Origin of the sequence: Klebsiella sp. CN_Kp073, assembly GCF_040065495.2 — a bacterium.
Lineage (GTDB): Bacteria > Pseudomonadota > Gammaproteobacteria > Enterobacterales > Enterobacteriaceae > Klebsiella > Klebsiella aerogenes.
Genome location: NZ_CM198051.1, coordinates 4,164,726 through 4,183,213 on the forward strand (window position 1 = coordinate 4,164,726; position 18,488 = coordinate 4,183,213).

Annotated in this window: 17 protein-coding genes; 13 read left to right on the plus strand and 4 right to left on the minus strand. The window is 55.0% G+C overall.

The window, feature by feature from the left end:
• The first annotated feature begins 56 nt into the window (after positions 1–56).
• Genes ABLV66_RS20215 through ABLV66_RS20270 form a run of 12 tightly spaced genes read left to right on the plus strand, consistent with a single transcriptional unit; the run spans position 57 to position 13,663 of the window.
• A complete protein-coding gene (locus tag ABLV66_RS20215; RefSeq protein ID WP_047046076.1) occupies positions 57–1,460 on the plus strand; it encodes an undecaprenyl-phosphate glucose phosphotransferase in 1,404 nt (467 codons plus the stop codon).
• Positions 1,450–2,736, plus strand: a complete 1,287-nt coding sequence (locus ABLV66_RS20220; RefSeq protein ID WP_348876155.1) for an outer membrane beta-barrel protein — start codon at positions 1,450–1,452, stop codon at positions 2,734–2,736. The genes ABLV66_RS20215 and ABLV66_RS20220 overlap by 11 nt, the downstream gene beginning before the upstream one ends.
• Positions 2,733–3,287 (plus strand): polysaccharide biosynthesis/export family protein, encoded by a 555-nt coding sequence (locus ABLV66_RS20225; protein ID WP_047046082.1) that lies wholly within the window; start codon positions 2,733–2,735, stop codon positions 3,285–3,287. Before ABLV66_RS20220 ends, ABLV66_RS20225 begins: the two co-directional genes overlap by 4 nt.
• 1 nt (position 3,288) lies before the next feature.
• Positions 3,289–5,376 (plus strand): GumC family protein, encoded by a 2,088-nt coding sequence (locus tag ABLV66_RS20230; protein WP_315709411.1) that lies wholly within the window; start codon positions 3,289–3,291, stop codon positions 5,374–5,376.
• A 5-nt stretch (positions 5,377–5,381) separates the two neighbouring features.
• Positions 5,382–6,599 (plus strand): lipopolysaccharide biosynthesis protein, encoded by a 1,218-nt coding sequence (locus ABLV66_RS20235; RefSeq protein WP_045391116.1) that lies wholly within the window; start codon positions 5,382–5,384, stop codon positions 6,597–6,599.
• Complete coding sequence (locus tag ABLV66_RS20240) at positions 6,590–7,972, plus strand: hypothetical protein (protein ID WP_045391119.1); 1,383 nt, start codon at positions 6,590–6,592, stop codon at positions 7,970–7,972. The genes ABLV66_RS20235 and ABLV66_RS20240 overlap by 10 nt, the downstream gene beginning before the upstream one ends.
• Positions 7,965–8,990, plus strand: coding sequence for a glycosyltransferase family 2 protein (locus ABLV66_RS20245; RefSeq protein WP_045391122.1), 1,026 nt, complete (start codon positions 7,965–7,967; stop codon positions 8,988–8,990). Before ABLV66_RS20240 ends, ABLV66_RS20245 begins: the two co-directional genes overlap by 8 nt.
• Entirely contained in the window at positions 8,971–10,185 is a 1,215-nt protein-coding gene (locus ABLV66_RS20250; RefSeq protein ID WP_045391124.1) for a glycosyltransferase family 4 protein, read from the plus strand. The genes ABLV66_RS20245 and ABLV66_RS20250 overlap by 20 nt, the downstream gene beginning before the upstream one ends.
• Positions 10,182–11,282, plus strand: a complete 1,101-nt coding sequence (locus ABLV66_RS20255) for a glycosyltransferase family 4 protein (RefSeq protein WP_316423069.1) — start codon at positions 10,182–10,184, stop codon at positions 11,280–11,282. The genes ABLV66_RS20250 and ABLV66_RS20255 overlap by 4 nt, the downstream gene beginning before the upstream one ends.
• 11 nt (positions 11,283–11,293) lie before the next feature.
• A complete protein-coding gene (locus ABLV66_RS20260) occupies positions 11,294–11,707 on the plus strand; it encodes a hypothetical protein (protein ID WP_015704480.1) in 414 nt (137 codons plus the stop codon).
• A gap of 7 nt (positions 11,708–11,714) precedes the next feature.
• Positions 11,715–13,130, plus strand: coding sequence for a DUF4832 domain-containing protein (locus ABLV66_RS20265; RefSeq protein WP_063414184.1), 1,416 nt, complete (start codon positions 11,715–11,717; stop codon positions 13,128–13,130).
• A gap of 11 nt (positions 13,131–13,141) precedes the next feature.
• Complete coding sequence (locus ABLV66_RS20270) at positions 13,142–13,663, plus strand: serine acetyltransferase (protein ID WP_045391132.1); 522 nt, start codon at positions 13,142–13,144, stop codon at positions 13,661–13,663.
• An 87-nt stretch (positions 13,664–13,750) separates the two neighbouring features.
• On the opposite strand, the gene crl is transcribed toward ABLV66_RS20270, so the two are convergent.
• The 3 genes from crl to gpt all read right to left on the minus strand — a co-directional run bounded on the left by crl (position 13,751) and on the right by gpt (position 16,017).
• Positions 13,751–14,149, minus strand: a complete 399-nt coding sequence (gene crl / locus ABLV66_RS20275; RefSeq protein WP_045380819.1) for a sigma factor-binding protein Crl — start codon at positions 14,147–14,149, stop codon at positions 13,751–13,753.
• 57 nt (positions 14,150–14,206) lie between these two features.
• Positions 14,207–15,451, minus strand: coding sequence for an esterase FrsA (frsA, locus tag ABLV66_RS20280; RefSeq protein ID WP_045391134.1), 1,245 nt, complete (start codon positions 15,449–15,451; stop codon positions 14,207–14,209).
• Between the two features lie 107 nt (positions 15,452–15,558).
• A complete protein-coding gene (gene gpt / locus ABLV66_RS20285) occupies positions 15,559–16,017 on the minus strand; it encodes a xanthine phosphoribosyltransferase (RefSeq protein ID WP_002889733.1) in 459 nt (152 codons plus the stop codon).
• A 257-nt stretch (positions 16,018–16,274) separates the two neighbouring features.
• Between gpt and pepD the strand changes: the two genes are divergently transcribed.
• Entirely contained in the window at positions 16,275–17,732 is a 1,458-nt protein-coding gene (gene pepD, locus ABLV66_RS20290) for a cytosol nonspecific dipeptidase (protein ID WP_015368040.1), read from the plus strand.
• A gap of 292 nt (positions 17,733–18,024) precedes the next feature.
• Here the strand turns inward: pepD and ABLV66_RS20295 are convergent, their stop codons facing one another.
• Entirely contained in the window at positions 18,025–18,486 is a 462-nt protein-coding gene (locus ABLV66_RS20295; protein ID WP_045391137.1) for a GNAT family N-acetyltransferase, read from the minus strand.
• Positions 18,487–18,488: the final 2 nt, after the last annotated feature.

The following is an 18,488-nucleotide window of genomic DNA, read 5'->3' on the forward strand; positions in this document are numbered from 1 at the left end:
TAGTTAAAAACAATAGCATAACGATGTTTAAATAACTCATTTTAAACGAGCAAAAAATGGCAGATAACAATATAAAAATTTATCACTCCCGTTATAGCAAGTTGATAAAACTACTGGACTTCCTTACCGTCAACATTTTGATTTTCATCTATTTAAAGTATTTTTACACCGAACCCTCTACCGCTTCCGCGCTCGTTGGAATTATCTATTCATTAGTATTCATAAGAATTAATGAGTATTTTCAATTGTACTCCGGGCAATTTAAAGGCCACTATTTCGCAAAATCAGCCGCGCTCATATTAAGCGTATGCCTAAGCAGTATTGTTTCATTTTTATTTTTCGTCGTTGCCGAGTGGTTAATTAACACGCAACCAGTGGTTAATTTTATCCCGCTGGCCGTCAGTCTGGCGAAATGCTCAATATTTATATTTCTGATTGTCTTCGTGGTGCGGGCAATCACTGCCCATTATCTGTTTAACTCGGTGTTACGGGTGGCGATTCTTGGTATTACGCCCGCAGGCCTGGCCATCGAGCAGGCTTTACAAAAAGAGTACTCACAGCGCGGTATCATCATCAGCTATTTTGAAGACCGCAACAACCATCGCGATAGCCGGTTGATGAGTATTGAAAGAAAAGGTAACTCGCGCGATCTGCTGGCCCTGGCGAAGACAGGCGGCGTTGATGAAATTTATATCGCGCTCCCCATGGTTGCACAGCAGCGTATTAAGCAGTTTCTTAATGAATTCTCTGATACGACCGTCGATGTATTCCTGGTACCGGATCTATTCTCTTACAGCTCGCATATTTCCCAGCTGCGCATGTTCGGCAATCTGCAGACTATCAGTATCTTCACTTCGCCTTTTGATGGCGAAGGGGCGATCATCAAGCGTATCGAAGATATCATTCTCGGCTCTTTCTTTACCTTAATTAGCCTGCCGGCGATGCTGTTCGTGGCGATTGGTATCAAGCTCACCTCGCCGGGGCCGATTTTATTTAAACAGAATCGTTATGGCCTCAACGGCAAGCAAATAGAAGTGTGGAAATTCAGGACCATGCGGGTCATGGAAAATAGCGCCGTGGTCACTCAGGCGACCCGCAACGATCCGCGCATCACCAAATTCGGCGCTTTTTTGCGTAAAACCTCACTGGATGAACTGCCGCAGTTTTTCAACGTGCTTCAGGGGCGGATGTCGATCGTCGGCCCGCGCCCGCACGCGGTGGCGCATAACGAGCAGTATCGCGTGCTGGTGGAGAACTACATGATTCGCCATAAGGTTAAACCAGGGATCACGGGGCTTGCGCAGATTAACGGCTTCCGCGGCGAGACCGACACGCTGGACAAAATGGAGAAGCGAATTCAGTACGATCTGGCCTACATCCAGTCGTGGTCGCTGTTCCTCGATCTCAAAATCGTCTTTTTGACTTTCTTCCGGGGCTTTGTTGGCAAAAATGCGTTCTAGGTTCGCCGTTCTGGCCGGTTTGCTGTCTGTGCCTTACGCACACGCCGACCTGCAGGCAAAACCGCATACCGGGGTTGCCGGCATCGATTTCGAGAGCCAGTTGGGTTATGACATCGGTTACGATGACAACGTGACCTGGCAGCGCTACGACCAAAATAAAATCGGTTCCAGCTACCAGAATATTAAACCTATCGTCAAAGCCATCGGCGAACGTTATGAAGACTGCTACCTGTTGATGTATTCCGGCGATTACCGCAACTATGGCAACGATAGCGCGGATAATCGCAACAACCATTTTTTTATGTTTAACGGCAAATGGCGATTTGGCAGCATGCACGGGCTGTCGCTGGATCTCAATGAGACGCTGGGTCATGAAGAGCGCGGCCGCGACACCACCGAAGGCTTTTTGCCCGAGCAGTTTAAAGAGTTTGGCATCAACAAGCCGATCGGCACCCGTTTCTTTAACAGCGAGCTGCGTTACAGCTACGGCGCGCCGGAAGGCCGCGGTAAAGTTGAAGTCGCGCTATTGCATAAACAATTGCGCTTTCGCAACCTCGACAGCATCAAAGACGCCAGCGATGACTTTAATTATTACATGCACGATCAGGAGTGGCATGAAAACAGCCTGGTGGCCGAACTGTTCGACCAGAAAGCCAAAACGCTGCGCTATCGCTATAGCTTTATCACCAACCAGCGCCGCTACGAGCTGAACCCGTTAAAAGACAGCAATGAGTATTATCTGCTAGTCGGCATGAAGAATCGCCTGTCGGGTAAAACGGAGATTAACGGTAACGTCGCCTGGCTCTACAAAGACTTTATCCATAACCCGGACTCGCAGGGTTTTAACGGCCTGAACTGGGATATCAACGCCGACTGGAAACCGCTGGAGCAAATGAAAGTTAATCTACACAGCTCCCAGCGCATCAAAGACCCCACCGACTCCGGCGGCTATATCCTGGTGTCGAATTTCGGCGTCGGCTATGAACATCACTGGCTGGTGGATCGTTTCTCAACTCTGGTCGATTATTCATATATCACCGAAGACTATAAGCATCAGAGTAATAAGCGCAAAGATAAGTCCAATCTGCTGTCGCTGACCTTTAACTATGATTTCCGACCATCGGTTAACTTTAAGCTGAAGCTGCAATGGAACACCATGCACTCAAATAAAGATACGGACACTTTTTATATTGGCCCGGACTACTCGCATGCGGTTGACCGCACCCTGGGCTACGACGATTCGGCCATTATTTTTATGACGCAGGTACAACTATGACCTTTTTAAACAGGACCCTGGCGATGCTTCCACTGCTGGCGCTACTGCTGGCGGGCTGTTCGACGCCGCCGCAGACCATTAAAACGCCGCCGGACGCCGTCTACCTTTTGGACCAGGGCGATGAAGTGAATATCGCGGTCTCGGGGGAGCAGGATCTGACGATGCGGGTAAAAATCGATAATAGCGGCAGCATTGATTACCCCTATATCGGATCGCTGCTGTTAAAAGGCAAAACGCCTGAACAGGTGAGTAATGAAATCGCCGATAAACTGCGCGGTAACTACCTACAGGCGCCGATGGTCACGGTGAGCATCGCCGAATACCGCAAAGTTTATCTGCTCGGTGAAGTGAAAAAACCGGATGGATATGCCTGGGAGCCGGGTTTAACGGCGGAAAAAGCCATCGCCCTGGCCGGCGGTTTTACCGACCGTGCCGACCGTCATGATATTCAAATTCGACAGGCCCGCGGCGGAAGGCTGCTGGATAATGTCGCCGCCGACTCCTCCGTGCAGGCAGGAGATACCATCATTATTGGCATGAGTTTCTTCTGATATGGCAATTTCACTGGTCGAAAACGCGAAAAAGAAAGAAGGCTTTATCGACTTCACGCCTTATTTCAACAAAATTAAGCACAAGCTTATCTGGTGCCTGGCGGTGGTGATTGTCGCCGCCGTGGCGTCATTTATTCTGACGCGCTTTATGTCCTCCAGCTACACGGCGACCGCTACCGTGCTGTTCAAAGCGCAGTCGCAGGACGTCTCTCCTCTGCCGCGGCTGGAAAACTACGATTCCACGCGCAGCGATTACTACGAGACCAAGTATGCGTTAATGGGGTCACGAGTAGTGCTCGATGCCGCGGTGCGTAAATTAAAGCTGGAGCAAGATAGCGAATTTAACGGCGGCGATAATCTTGATGAAGCCGCGCGCATCAATAATGCCATTCAGGCGCTGCAAAAAAACCTGACCATTTCCGGCGTGCGCACCACCCAGCTGGTTGCCGTATCGATGGAAGCGAAATCACCGCAGAAAGCCGCCGATATCGCCAACGGCGTCGCCCAGGCCTTCATCGATTACAGCCTGCAGCAGAAGCAAAATACCTTGCTTCAGGCGCAGGGCTGGAACGAAAAAATGATGGACGACCTGAAAACCAAAATGGATCAGCAGAAGGCGGACATCGATAACTTCCTCAAGCAGAACGGATTACTAACCTTCCGCAGCATGGATGGTTATGAGACCGAGCGGCTGGGGATTGTGATTAACCATCTGGCCGACGCCACCCAGCGTCGTCTGAAAGCGCAGACGGTATGGGACAAGGTCCGTCGCCAGCAGGGTAAACCGGTAGAACAGATTATCTCGCTGCCGGAAATCTCTGGCCATCCGCAGGTGCAGGATTTACGCATTGCGCTCATCCAGACGCGGCGCAATCTTTCCGAAGCGGCCAAACACTACGGCCCGCAGCATCCGAAATATCTGCAGGCTCAGGCGCAGCTGCAGGCGGTCAATGCCCAGCTTGGCCAGGTGCTGGGCGAGCTGTTTAACGGCCTGCGCCAGCAGTATCAAATTGCCCTCGACGATGAGCAGCAATACCAAAAAATGCTCAACGATCAGAAGGCTGATTTCCAGGCGCTCGGCGCCAAGCGCGACCAGTACAACACCATGACCACCGCGCTGAATAAAACCGAAGAGCTTTATAAGTCGCTGTACCAGCGCGCTAACGAGCAGAAATTGTCGGAGACCTTCTCGGTAGCGGATGAAGTCATTTACGACGCCGCCGTGCCGCCGGACCGTCCGTCTAAACCCCAGCGCGGCCTGTTGATCGTGATGATTACCCTGATGGCGCTGGCGCTGTATATCATGTACCTGATCGTCAGTACCGCGCTGGATAAAACGGTGAATAGCCTCAGCGAGCTCAAAGCGAAAACCGCCCTCGAGGCCAGCGGCGAATTTCCGCTCCTGACGCATCTGGAAAACGCGCAGCAGATTTTCCATAACGTGCTCTACGCCGATATGATCCACAGCCTACGGCTGGCGTTGCTCAATCAGCGCGATAAACCCGCCACCATCCTGGTGACTTCGGTGCAATCCCGTTCCGGCAGTTCGTTTATTGCCGAACTGCTGGCCTGCTCAGCCAGCAAATCGCGTAAAACGCTGCTGATTGACCTCGACTACCTGGCCACTCAGGGATTATCGGCGAAATTTCCTCTGCATACAGCGGGCTTCAGCCAACTGTTGAACGGCGAGTGCTTGCCGGAGCAGTCCGTCGTCAAACTGGATGATCAGCTGGACTTTATGCCTCGCGGCAAACTCAGCGACTCTTCGCTGCTGTTGCTCACCTCTGAACGCCTGCCGGCGCTGCTGGCAACGTTGCATCAGACTTACGATACGCTAATCATCGACGCTCCGGCGCTCAATCAGGCGCAGGATAGTCTGCTGCTGGCGGCACAAAGCGATATGACTCTGCTGGTGGTGAAGGCCGGCGAGCTGGCTCCGCGGATCCGTAAAGCGGAACAACGTCTGCAGAGCGCGGGCAATAGCCGGGTGGCAAACGTGCTCAACCAGGTGCGCGAAGAACATCTGGAAACGCAGGAAGGTAAACGCCTGCTTGAGCGCCAGATGCGCGAACTCATTGCTCCGAAATAGCGCCTATGAATCTGATTAAGAGTATTTCATCCATCGCCAGTTCATCGGTGCTTTCGCAGCTGATCGGCGCCTTTTCGGTCTGGCTTATCTCTCATCGCTACGGGATGGCGGAGGTCGGCCATTACGCGATGATCTACAGCAATGTGCTGATCGGCGCGCAGGTTTGTACCTTTGCCTCGCAGTTGCTAATCCCCCGTCAGGAGGATCACGAGCTTGGGCAAAACGTGGTGTTCTGCCTGCTGCAGAGCCTGGTGATGGCCCTCCCCTGGGCGGTCATTACCGGGCTTATCTTCGAACTTAACATTGCGTTTCTCTATTTGCTGACTTTTGGCTATGCGCTAGTGCTGGTGGCGGAAAACCTTTCCCTGCGCGGCGGCAACTATCCTTTCCTGACTTTCCAGCGCATTGCGGTGTCGCTGGTCGTGGCCATTGCGCTGCTGGTAATGCCCAACCCAACGCTGTTTTATCTGGCGTGGATGGTCGGGATCCTGCTGCTATTGATCGCCTGCCTGATTCGCCTGTTTAACTTCAAAAGCTTAACGCTGCGCCACTTTTCGATTGCCACGAATCTGCGTTTTTTACGCGAGCACTGGCAGCATATTAGCCGCGTCGGCAGCGCCGAGGTGCTGGCGATGGCCAGTAATAACCTGCCGACGATGCTGATTAACATCTGGTTCTCGCCGCTGGTCGCCGGCTACTTTTCGGTGGTCAGCCGTTTCTGCCTGTCGCCGGTGATGATTATCGGTAACGCCGTGCGCAACTCCATCTTTTCTAAATGGTCGATGGATTTTCGTAACCACACCTTTAACTATCCGGAATATAAAAAGGTTCGCCTGCTGCTGCTGGGCGCCGCCGCGGTGTGCATCCTTGGTATCTGGATTTTCTATCCGCTGGTGATGCGCCTTGGCTTTAGCGAGGAGTGGCTGAATTCGATCCCCACCTCGCGCTACATGCTGCCTTATCTGTTCGCCGCGCTGGCGGTCAGCCCGCTGACGGTGATCGAACTGATCTTCGGCTCCCGGCGCTACTTCCTGCGCATTCAGATTGAGCAGTTACTGATTATCGTCATCGCCTTCATCGCCTTGCCGTACTTTGGCGTCAGTTATGAAATCGCCCTGCTGGCCTTCTCGTTCCTGACCTTCGCGCGTTACTTATTCATTTTGCTCAAAATGAATCAGCGGGCGAAAACGCTTTCGCTGCAGGAGCAGAAAATATGCAGCTAAACACCGGCCGCTATCTCGAAGCCTATGCCCTGATGACGCTGGTGTTCTGCGGTACGGTCCAGTATTTCACCGGTATCGCGGCCGTGCTGTGGCTGCCTTTCTTTCTGGTGCTGGTGATGGCGGTGCTGCTCCTGATGCAGAGCCGCCCGCAGCCGCTGGCGCTCACCGGGCGGGAAAAGCTGATTCTGGCGCTGTATCTGACCTTTATCGTACTCGGGCTGGTCTCAACGGTACTGCAGTCAGGGGTCGTCACCGCCATCGTCGGCTTTAAAAACGAGCTGGCGCTGTCGCTACTGATGTTTTGCATGCTGCTGGGGATGTTTAGTGAATCACAACTGTATCGTCTGACGCGGCTTTTCTACTGGATCTACTATGTGCAGATCCCGGTCGCTATCTATCAGGTGATTTTCGTGGTGCCTAAACGGGTGGCGTTTCGCGGCGAAGATGAGAAATGGGACTCGGTGGTCGGCACTTTCGGCGGCGACCCGATGGGCGGCGGCAACACCGCGGCGATGGGGATGTTCTGTCTGCTGATCATGCTCATGAAAGTATCGGAGTTTAAGCACGGCATCTGCTCATTTAAATCGCTGGTGATCCACATCGCGCTGGGTTTCTTCCTCTGCGTGGTGGGGGAAGTAAAATTCGTCATTCTGCTGTCGCCGTTCCTGCTGGCCCTCCTGTGGATCCTGCCAGGCTACGTAAGCGGCGTGAGTAAAGTTAGCCTGCGATCGCTGCTGATCATCGCCGCCGGCATGGCGCTATTAATTTTTGTCGCCATTACCGTGCTGGCCTCCAACTATTCCTCGGCCTTCGGCGGCGACCCGACCAAAAGCGCGCTATCGGTATTTATCGATTCGCTGGGCTATATTTTTGATACTAACTACATTATGCCAAGCGGCGAACTGGGGCGTTTTACCACCCTCTTCTTCTGGCTGCAGCATAACGAACTGTTCGGCCCGGGCGGCATGCTGTTTGGTTACGGCCTTAACGCCACCAACAGCGGCAGTACCGTCTCGCCGGGCTATATCGGCGCCTGGTATCACCTGATCCTCGACTCCACCGCTTTAAGCATGCTGCTGTGGGAAGTGGGGATTATCGGCATCATTCTGTTCATTGGCACCATCGCCTCCATCCTGGTCGCCATGCGGCCGAAAGAGACCTTTTCGCGCCACGATCTCAAGCTTGAGGATCTGCAACTCCTTAGCTCGGCGCCGGCGTTCTACGTTTTTGTCATCGGCTGTCTGCTCAGCCTGCCGTACAGCCAGATCCTGATGATCATTCCCATGCTACAGTTTTTATTATGGTTAGCCCTCGGGGCGCTGATTGTCATCCACCGCGCTGTCCGTCTTAACTCCGGTACCCACTATGAATAAAACGCCATCAATTACCGTCAGCATCAAGACTCTGAATGAAGCGCAGGGCATCGAAAAAACCATCGATAGCGTGCGCAAACAGCTGCAACCGTACCCACATCAAATCATCGTCGCCGACAGCTTATCAACGGATAACACCCGCGAACTGGCTATCGCGAAAGGCGCGATGGTGGTGTGCCTGGATAACGCCGCCGACCGCTGCTGCGGTATCGGCCACCAGCTGGGCTGGCTCTATAGCGAAGGCGATTATCTGCTGCTGCTGGATGGCGATATGGAGCTGGAGCCGGGTTTTCTCGATACCGCGGTCGAATTCCTGGAGACGCATCCGGAGTACGCCGGAGTCGCCGGCAGCGTCGAGATGGATGATGCCTCGAACTACGAGTTCAAATCGCGCAAGCAGCGCCTGCATCTGATCTATCCGCAGGGCGACACCGATCATCTGGGCGGCGGCGGCCTGTATCGTCGTGAAGCGATCGAGAAAATCGGCTATTTGACCAACCTCAACCTGCACGGCTACGAAGAAGCGGAGCTGGGCATTCGTTTACAGGCCGCAGGTTACAAGCTGCATCGCCTGGCGGCGCCCTACTTTAGCCACGCCTCTTACACCATGCCGACCTTTAAAATGCTGGCCTACCGTTGGAAAAACGGTTTCCTGTGGGCGCCGGGCGAGTTGCTCCGAAACTGCTGGGGTAAAGCCCATTTCCCGGCGGCGCTGCGGATTGTACGTAATGAGCTGATCTTCACCCTCTATCTTCTGGTCTTACTGATCTGCCTGCTGACCTTCAATGGCAAGGTTATCGCCATTGCCCTGCTGCCGCTGCTGGCGTTTATCGCTCTGAAGGCCATCAAAAATAAATCGCTGCGCGATGGCGTGCAGAGCGCCATTAACTTATCGCTATTTTCAGCGGGGCTGCTGCGCGGGGTGATTAATTCCGTGCGCGATCCGATGAAACGCCCGGCGGTGACCGTCTCGAATCCACAGCATATTGATACTGAAAATGAAAATTCTCTTCGTTAACAAATTCTTCTTTATCAAAGGCGGCGCGGAAACCGTTTATTTTCAGGAGCGCGACGCGATGCTGCAAGCCGGCTACCAGGTGGTCGACTTCAGCATGCAGCACGCGGAAAATAAACCGTCGCCGTGGGAGGAATTTTTCGTCCATAACGTCGATTATCACGACAGTCACGGCCTGATGAGCAAAATCAAAGCCGGGGTGGACTTTATTTATAATGCCGAGGCCTGCGCGAAGCTCAACACGCTTTTGTTGCGCGAGCGGCCGGATATTGTTCATTTTCATAATATTTATCATCAGCTTACGCCTGCCGTTATCGGCGTGGCGAAACGCTTTGGCTGCAAAACGGTACTCACCGCCCACGATTACAAAATCGTCTGTCCTTCCTACACCATGCTGCGAGATGGTCATGTCTGCGAAGAGTGTCTCACCGGGTCGGTGATCAACGCCTTTCGTCACCGCTGCCAGCAGGGCGATACTTTTAAAAGCCTACTACTGTCGCTGGAAGCCTACTGGCAGAAGTTCGCCAGGAATTACGCCATGCTCGACTGTATCATCGCCCCGAGCGAGTTTATGCGCCAGACCCTGCTGCGTAAGCTGCCCGACGCCCGCATTGAAGTGATCGTCAACGGTATCGATGCCGACAGCACCGTGCCCGGCGACACCGCAGGCGACTATTTTCTCTATATTGGCCGCCTGAGCCGGGAAAAAGGCGTGCCGACGCTGGCGCAGGCGCAGCAAAAAATGCGGGAGGCGATGCCGCTTAAGATTGTCGGCGACGGCCCATTGGGCGCAGACCTGCGCGCGCGTTTCAGCGGCCCGCAGTTCCTCGGCTATATGAAACACGGCGAGGAGCTGAATAACCTTATTCGCGGGGCCCGCGCGGTAGTCGTACCCTCTGAATATTATGAAAACTGCTCCATGTCGGTGCTCGAAGCCATGGCTTTTGGCCGCCCGGTGATCGGCGGCAATATTGGCGGTATCCCGGAACAGATCCGTGACGGCGTCGACGGCTATCTGGTTGAACCCGGCAATAGCGACGCGCTGGCGCAACTGATGGACAAACTGGCTGCAGACCCTGAGCTGGCCCGCAATATGGGAATTAACGCCCGCCGGCGGCTGGAAGAAAAATACGATCTCGCCCGCCACATGCAGGTGCTGCAGGCGCTTTATCAGCAACTTGTCGGGGAGAAAAAATGACCATCAACGTCACGGTATTAGGCACTCGCGGGATCCCCGATGTGCAGGGCGGCGTCGAAACGCACTGCCAGAATTTATACCCAGAAATCTATCGCCAGGGCAGTGCGGAAGTCTGCGTGATCGCCCGCTCGCCGTATGTGAACTACCGCCGCAGCGAATATCAGGGCGTTAAACTCAAGAGCCTGTGGGCGCCGAAAAGCCGTAAATTCGAGGCTATTATTCACTCGACGCTGGCGGCGTTCAGTACCTTATTCGACGGCTCCAACGTGGTTCACGTTCACGCCGTTGGCCCCGGCCTGGTGGTGCCGTTGCTGCGTCTGTTGGGAAAACGCGTCGTCTTTACCCATCACGGCCCGGATTACGATCGGCAGAAATGGGGCAAGATGGCCAAAGAGATGCTGCGCCTTGGCGAAAAATGGGCGGTGAAATACGCCAATGAAGTAATCGTCATTTCCGAGGTCATCAATAATCTGATTAAGCACGAGCATGGACGACATAACGCCCACGTTATCTACAACGGCGTACGCCAGGTCGAACTGCCGCCCGCGGATCGGCAGGCGGAGATCCTCGATAAATACGGTTTAAAACCGGGCCAGTATATCGTTGCCGTGGCCCGTTTTGTCGAAGAGAAAGGACTGCACGATCTCGTTGCCGCCTATGCCGTCGCCGGGTGTTCGGTACCGCTGGTGCTCATTGGCGATGCCGACCACGCCGATGAATATAGCGAGCGCCTGAAGCAACAGGCGGCCGCCACGCCAAACGTCATCCTCACCGGCTTTATCAGCGGCGCGCCGCTGCATACGCTGTTCTCGCAGGCCGGGCTATTCGTGCTGCCCTCTTATCATGAAGGATTACCAATCGCGCTGCTGGAAGCCATGTCGTGGTCGCTGCCGGTGGTGGTCAGCGACATTCCGGCCAACCTTGAAATTGGTCTGCCGCCAGCGGACTACTTTCCCGTCGGCAACGTTCCGGCCCTGACGCAGAAACTGCAGCAGTGGGTCGCAGGAGAAAAAGCGGATTACGGTGAGTTTATGCCGAAGTACCGCTGGCCGGAAATTGCCGCGCAAACCGCGCAAGTCTATCAGCGCTTAACGTAAGCAGGTTACTCGTGCCGAAATCTACAGCTGAACTGGTGGTCGAGCGCTTTTATGCCGCGCTTGACCAGGAGGTGGAAACCTCATTAACCGCGGAGCAGAAACGGGGAATCGAGCAGGCGCTGGTGCGCGCCAACCTGGCGTCACGCCATCGCATCGATTTTCGCCACAGCTTTCCGTTCCTGCATCGCCGCTATTTTGTGGTGTTTCTTTTTGGCCGGGATCTACGCAAAGTTTCGCGCGAAAGCACCCTGTTCGGACGCATCTTCGCGACTCTGCTGATTACGCTTGGCGTGGTATTCGCCCTGCTGTCGATCCTGCTGGCGCTCTATATGCTCAAATCAGCATTAGGCATTGATGTATTTAAAAATTTCCACGTCGGTATCTGGACGTGGTTTGTTAATCTTCATGACCACATGACAAAGTGAATTGAGTATGGCGATATCATCTTTGCGTAGCGCTCCTCTGTTTCGCGCCCTGCTGCTGGCCAGCACGCTGGCGTCAGCGTCCGTTAGCGCGCAAACCACGGTCATCACCCCGCCCCCATTCGACGGTCTGCTCACCAATCCGGGCATCGGCGTCGCCAGCTTTCATGATGGCTATGGTGAAAAACCAACCCGCGCCGAGTATCCCGATACGGGTTTTGAGTACGATCGCTTCTACTGGAGCGAGCTGGAACCACAGGAAGGGGTCTACAATTTCGCCCCGATCGATAACGCCTTTAGCGTCGCCGCCAACCATCAGCCAGCCATGAACGTCGGCCTGAGGGTGATGGCGCTTGACGATCCGCAAACGGGATCGAAAATTCCCGACTGGCTGATCGCCAAAGGGATCAAAGGACAGTGGGTCGCCGACGGCAAAACCTTCGTGCCGGATCTCAGCGATCCAACTTTTATCGCCTATGCGCAGAAACTGCTGAATGCCCTCGGTCAGCGCTATGACGGCAATCCGGAACTGGCCTTTATCGATATCGGCATGGTCGGCTCTTGGGGCGAATGGCACAACTCCAACTTTAGCGAGATTCCACCGTTAATGGAGAAGTACACGCCGGAGCAGCTCAATCGCTATGTTGATATGCATTTCGATAGCTTCCCGAAAACGCCGAAAGTCATGCTGATTAGCGGCGGCGATTCGCTGGCCTGGGCCAGCCGCCGCGGCGCGGGCTGGCGGGCGGACTGCTGGGGCGACTGGCATAACTTCTCCAGCGAGTGGAGCCATATGCGCGATGATTATCCGCAGCGTCTGGCCGCCGCTCAGGTCGCGGCGCCGGGGTTTGTCGATAGCTGGAAACGGGCGCCCGTCAGCCTTGAGATCTGCGGCTATATGAGCGAATGGCAGAGCGTACAGCACTACACGCGTGAAGAGGTGCAGGCCACCTTCGACTGGGCGCTGCAGCAACACGCCAGCAGCCTGAACCTGAAATCGCGACCGATTCCGGCGGAATACCGCGATATTGTCGATAAAGCCTTACTGCGAATCGGCTACCGTTTCCGGGTCAACAAACTCGCCTTCGAAACGCCGGTTAAGGCTGGTAAGCCGTTAGCGGTCAGTGTTACCTGGCGTAATGATGGCGTCGCCCCGGCCTACCTGTTCTACCCGGTACAATGGCGGGTGGTCAACGCCACCGGCGCCACGGTTACCCAGGTAAAAACCCAGGATGACGTGCGCCGCTGGCTGCCGGGGGAAATGCAAAGCACTGTCACTCTGACGCTACCTGCCTCGCTGCCCGCCGGCGATTACGCGCTGCAGACCGCCATCACCGATGCCCAGGGCAAGCCGCGGCTGCTGCTGGCCAACCAGGGCAAAACCGCCGACGGCTGGTATCAACTGACCACCTTTTCCCTTAAGTAAACGGAGAATTCATGCCTAATGCCATCAGTCAGGTCCGCCGAGAGATCAAACATACCGGCAGTATGAAGGCGAAAATCGCGATTCTGCTCTATCGCCTCGCGACGCTGTATCGCAGCCGCAACCCGTTTTACAAGCTGCTCGGCATTCCATTCGTTATTCTCAATAAACTGATTAACGAGTGTCTGTTTTGCGTCGAACTCCCCTGGCAGACGCGGATCGGCTACGGGTTGAAGCTATATCATCCGCACTGCATTGTTCTCAACCGCGGCACCGTCATCGGTGAAAACTGTATTCTGCGTCAGGGGGCCACCATCGGCAGCCTGACGGATAGCGAAGGCCGCGAAGGGGCAAGCCCGGTAATTGGCAATAACGTCGAGTTCGGCGCCCACGTGGTGGTCATCGGCCCGGTGACGTTGGGTGATAATGTTAAAATTGGCGCGGGGACCGTGGTGACGAAAGATCTGGCCGCCGGTCAGGTAGTGGTCGGCCAGCCGTTCCGGGTGTTGTCAACTCATCGCGAAGCGCAGGAATAACGGCTGAAGCGCCGTGACCTGATGACCAGAATGATCGTTGGCGGTCATCCGCTTCCCACAGCAGAAAGCGGATGCCAAAAGTAGAGCTTACGCGCGCAGGCGAACCGGTTCGCTGAAATCGTCAGCCGGTTCGAGTTTCAGATTGAACGTCGTCAGCAGCGCCGCGGCGCGCTCGTGGAACTCACGCAGCGTTTTTTCGAGTCTTTCGCGAACCTCAGGATCGTCGATGGCGACCGCTTGCCAGTTGCCCTCTTTATCAAACAGGCCGAACTGGTAGCTATAAGTGAAACGAGATTCCTGTGCTTCCATTTCCATCCACCAGCCCCAGAATTCCCGCTTCTCCGGCGCTGGTTTAACGTTGACGCAAACTGCCAGGCAGTCGAAAAAAAAGCGGTTCTCTTCACACTGCCCTTCACGGATATAGGGGCCTAGCGCCGTGAATTTTTTAATCAGCTTACTTTTCAGGTGTCCACTCGGTAACGTCATTGCGATCTCCTTTAGTGATGCAACTGTTTTACCAAACCAATAAAATTTAGCAATATATTAACTAAATCTATGATTGATCCAGCGGGCGATCTGACGCAATGCGTGATCGAAATTACGGTAAACCGGCTTAAACGGTACCTCAAGCAGCTTCCCATCCGACGAAGACGAGGTGATTAACCGCGACTCCTCTTCGGGGCTAAAGGGATCGTCTTTCCAGTAGCCGGAGAGCATCGGCGTAGGGCAACGGCGGCCCAGCAAGCCCTGAGTTTTTAATGAATAACGGTTAAGTTCGACACGCAGCGCTTCGTCAGAAGCATCGTGCATACCAAGACGCGATGCCAGCACATCGAGGAACATCTCCGGCACCCGCGCCATCAGCTGCGGATCCACCAGCAGGTTATGCACCACCGGCCCCAGACAGGCCACCGCCTTCAGTCTCTGCGATTCCAGATACCCCAGACGAACCGCAATATTGGCGCCGAAGCGGAAACCAAATGCCGCCACCCGGGTATGATCAACCCAGGGGACATTCTGCAGATGCTGCAGCACGTACTGATGCAGCATGCTGGTGTCCTGGCTCAGCGTCCACTTGGTTGAGAAACCGATGGACGGCATGTCCAGCGTCAGCATGGCGATACCCAGCGGGGCAAAATACTTCTCATACAGGCTGTAATAATCGGTTTGCAGCGAATCCAGACCGCCGCACATCAGCACCGTCGGGAACGGGCCTTCGCCTTTCGGCATATGCAGGAAGCCCGTCACCGGGGCGCCGCCGGGGATAGCGAACTCCAGTTCACGCAGCTCGCCCGGCAGGCGTTGCGCCGCCTCTTCATAGGCCCGATTGGCCAACGTCTGCGCCTGATCGGCTAATCCATCGCCCTTGATATGCGGGTAGGCGGCGATGCTATAGAGGTTGGAGGCGTGCAGCCAGTGGCGACCGCTCACCAGAGGATCGGTTTCCTGGGTCGCCTTTTGCTGCCACATCATCGCTTGTTTAGTCCACTCATACACCCAGTTGCCGCCGCGATAGCCGATCACCGTATCGTAGAGCTCCGGGTCGGAGCGCTCGGCATCGCTCATCACGATACGCGCCTGGACATCCCATATCTCCTGCGGCGAGACGCCGCGCCAGATCCACATCAGGCGATTAATTAAGCGATACCAGTGATCGACGTGATTACCGCTCAGAGCGGTCTGCATGCCCTGATGCTGGCCGGAGGAAAACCGACGGACCAGCGTTGAGGTTTCCGGGTATTTGAATCGGGGTTTAAACAACGTTTCGCTAAGGTTAGCCTGTGACATGTGCCGCCTCCATCATGTTGCTGCTTTCGCTATTGTAACCTGCGTCAGGGTAAAAAAAACCACGCCCGGCATAACCGGGCGTGGTAATTATTCACTATTGGCGGGAATTAACGGCCAGCGATTGGCGGGACGAAGACGACGCCCATATCCCACGGCTGTTCAATCCAGGTATCCTGCGGGATATCAACCACATAATCATCAACCAGCGGACGGCCAGCCGGCTTGGCGAAAATGGTGACAAAGTGCGCTTTAGGATACATTTCGCGAATAGCGACGGCGGTGCCGCCGGTATCGACCAGGTCATCAATAACGATGAAACCTTCGCCATCGCCTTCAGCGCGCTTCAGTACTTTCAGTTCGCGCTGGTTGTCGTGATCGTAGCTAGAGATACATACGGTATCAACATGACGAATACCCAGTTCACGCGCCAGTAAAGCTCCCGGTACCAGACCGCCACGGCTAACGGCAATGATGCCTTTCCATTGTTCAACCGGCAGCAGACGGCTTGCCAGTTTGCGGGCGTGAATCTGCAACATGTCCCAGGTGACGACGTATTTTTCGCTCATGTGAATTGTCCCAGCCTGTGTATAACGGCTTAAATATTGTTCGAGGGGGAAAATGGTTGCGCGAGATTATAGAGACCTGACGCGCTAAAAACCAGTATTAAGCGCCTCCGGCAACGCTTTTTGCGTGCTTTACACTAGCAGAGCGCGCGGAAAGTGGTATTCTCAACCACATCGCGCAAGCCCGAGCTTGTTGTGAATCTTATTGCTAACCCTCGACCTGTAAACGACTTTTGCAGGTGACTGTAAGGAGACTCATCGTGTCTGAATTGTCTCAATTATCCCCGCAACCGCTTTGGGATATTTTTGCCAAAATTTGCTCCATCCCGCACCCGTCCTATCACGAAGAACAGCTCGCCGAGCACATCATGGGTTGGGCAAAAGAAAAAGGCTTACACGCGGAACGCGACCAGGTTGGCAACATTCTGATTCGTAAAGGCGCGACCGCCGGTATGGAAAACCGCAAGCCGGTGGTTCTGCAGGCGCACCTCGATATGGTGCCGCAGAAAAATAACGATACCGTCCACGATTTCACCAAAGACCCGATCCAGCCGTACATCGACGGCGAGTGGGTCAAAGCGCGCGGCACCACCCTGGGCGCGGATAACGGCATCGGTATGGCCTCCGCGCTGGCGGTGCTGGCCGACGATAGCGTTGCCCACGGCCCGCTGGAAGTGCTGCTGACCATGACCGAAGAAGCCGGCATGGATGGCGCGTTCGGTCTGCAGGCCAACTGGCTGCAGGCGGATATCCTGATCAATACCGATTCGGAAGAAGAAGGCGAAATCTACATGGGTTGCGCCGGCGGTATCGATTTCACCTCTAACCTGGCGCTGACTCGCGAAGCGATTCCTGCCGGTTTCCAGAGCTTTAAACTGACCCTGAAAGGCTTAAAAGGCGGCCACTCCGGCGGTGAAATCCACGTCGGCCTGGGCAACGCTAACAAGCTGCTGGCGCGCTTCCTGGCGGGCCATGCCGATGAACTGGATCTGCGTCTGGTCGATTTCAACGGCGGTACGCTGCGTAACGCTATCCCGCGTGAAGCCTTCGCGACCGTCGCCGTCGCCGCGGACAAAGCGGATGCGCTGAAAGCGCTGGTGAATACTTACCAGGATATCCTGAAAAACGAACTGGCGGCCAAAGAGAAGAATCTGGTCGTCCTGCTGGAAGCGGTCGCGAACGATAAAGCGGCGCTGACTCAGGCTTCCCGCGACGGTTTCGTGCGCCTGCTGAACGCGACGCCGAACGGCGTGATCCGCAATTCAGACGTCGCGAAAGGCGTGGTTGAAACCTCGCTGAACGTCGGCGTCGTCACCATGACCGACGACAACGTACAGATCCACTGCCTGATTCGCTCGCTGATCGACAGCGGTAAAGACTATGTCGTCAGCATGCTGGATTCACTGGGCAAACTGGCCGGGGCGAAAACCGAAGCCAAAGGCGCTTACCCAGGCTGGCAGCCGGATGCCAACTCTCCGGTTATGCACCTGGTGCGCGAGACCTATCAGCGTCTGTTCAACAAGACGCCGAACATCCAGATTATCCACGCTGGTCTGGAATGCGGTCTGTTCAAAAAACCGTATCCGGACATGGACATGGTCTCCATCGGCCCAACCATTACCGGCCCGCACTCCCCGGATGAGCAGGTTCATATCGAGAGCGTCGGCCAGTACTGGACGCTGCTGACCGAACTGCTGAAAGCGATTCCGGCGAAGTAAGCCATGCACCGGCGGCGCGATGCCGCCGGTTGTTCCTCCGGGCCCCGGTTATGACCTGTATTGCCGGGTGGTGGCTAACGCCTTATCTAATTTCTTCACCACGCAGCCTCAAAATCCCCGGTGGCGCTACCGCTTACCGGGGCTACAGTAATGTGCAGTTTGGTAGCCCGGACAAGGCGCAATGCGCCGCCTCCGGGAAAATCCCTGCCGGAGACTGGACCACAACAGACTCTCAGCGTTATGAGATAAAAGCTTTTCTCAAGCTAAAACAGCCGCAAACCGATAACAGTATCTATTCAGCCTTCCCCGAACCGCGTTTTTCCATTCGATAGTTGGTGAACCACTCTCCACGCGATTCCACTCGCTGCTCAGCGACGACACGAAATCCCTGACGAAGAAAACTGGATCGTGCCGTTATGCTCGCATCGACCGACAGTACCTTTCCCGGATGGCTGGCGCAGACCGCGCCGATGAGCGCATGACCGATTCCACGACGGGCATAATCCGGCGAGACGAATAAAAGGTCGATATAATCATTAACGGCGGTGATAAATCCAACCGGCTGATTATCAATAACCGCCACCAGCACTTGCGAATCGGCAAGTTTCTGCCGCCAGCGGGATTCATCAACCTGCGCCCAGGCGGCAATTTGCGCGGGAGAATAATCCCGGCTGGCGGTCTCTCTCACCGCGCGCAAAAAAATGGCACACAGCGCCGGAAAATCATCTTCTGAATACGCCCTGATCGTTAACATCG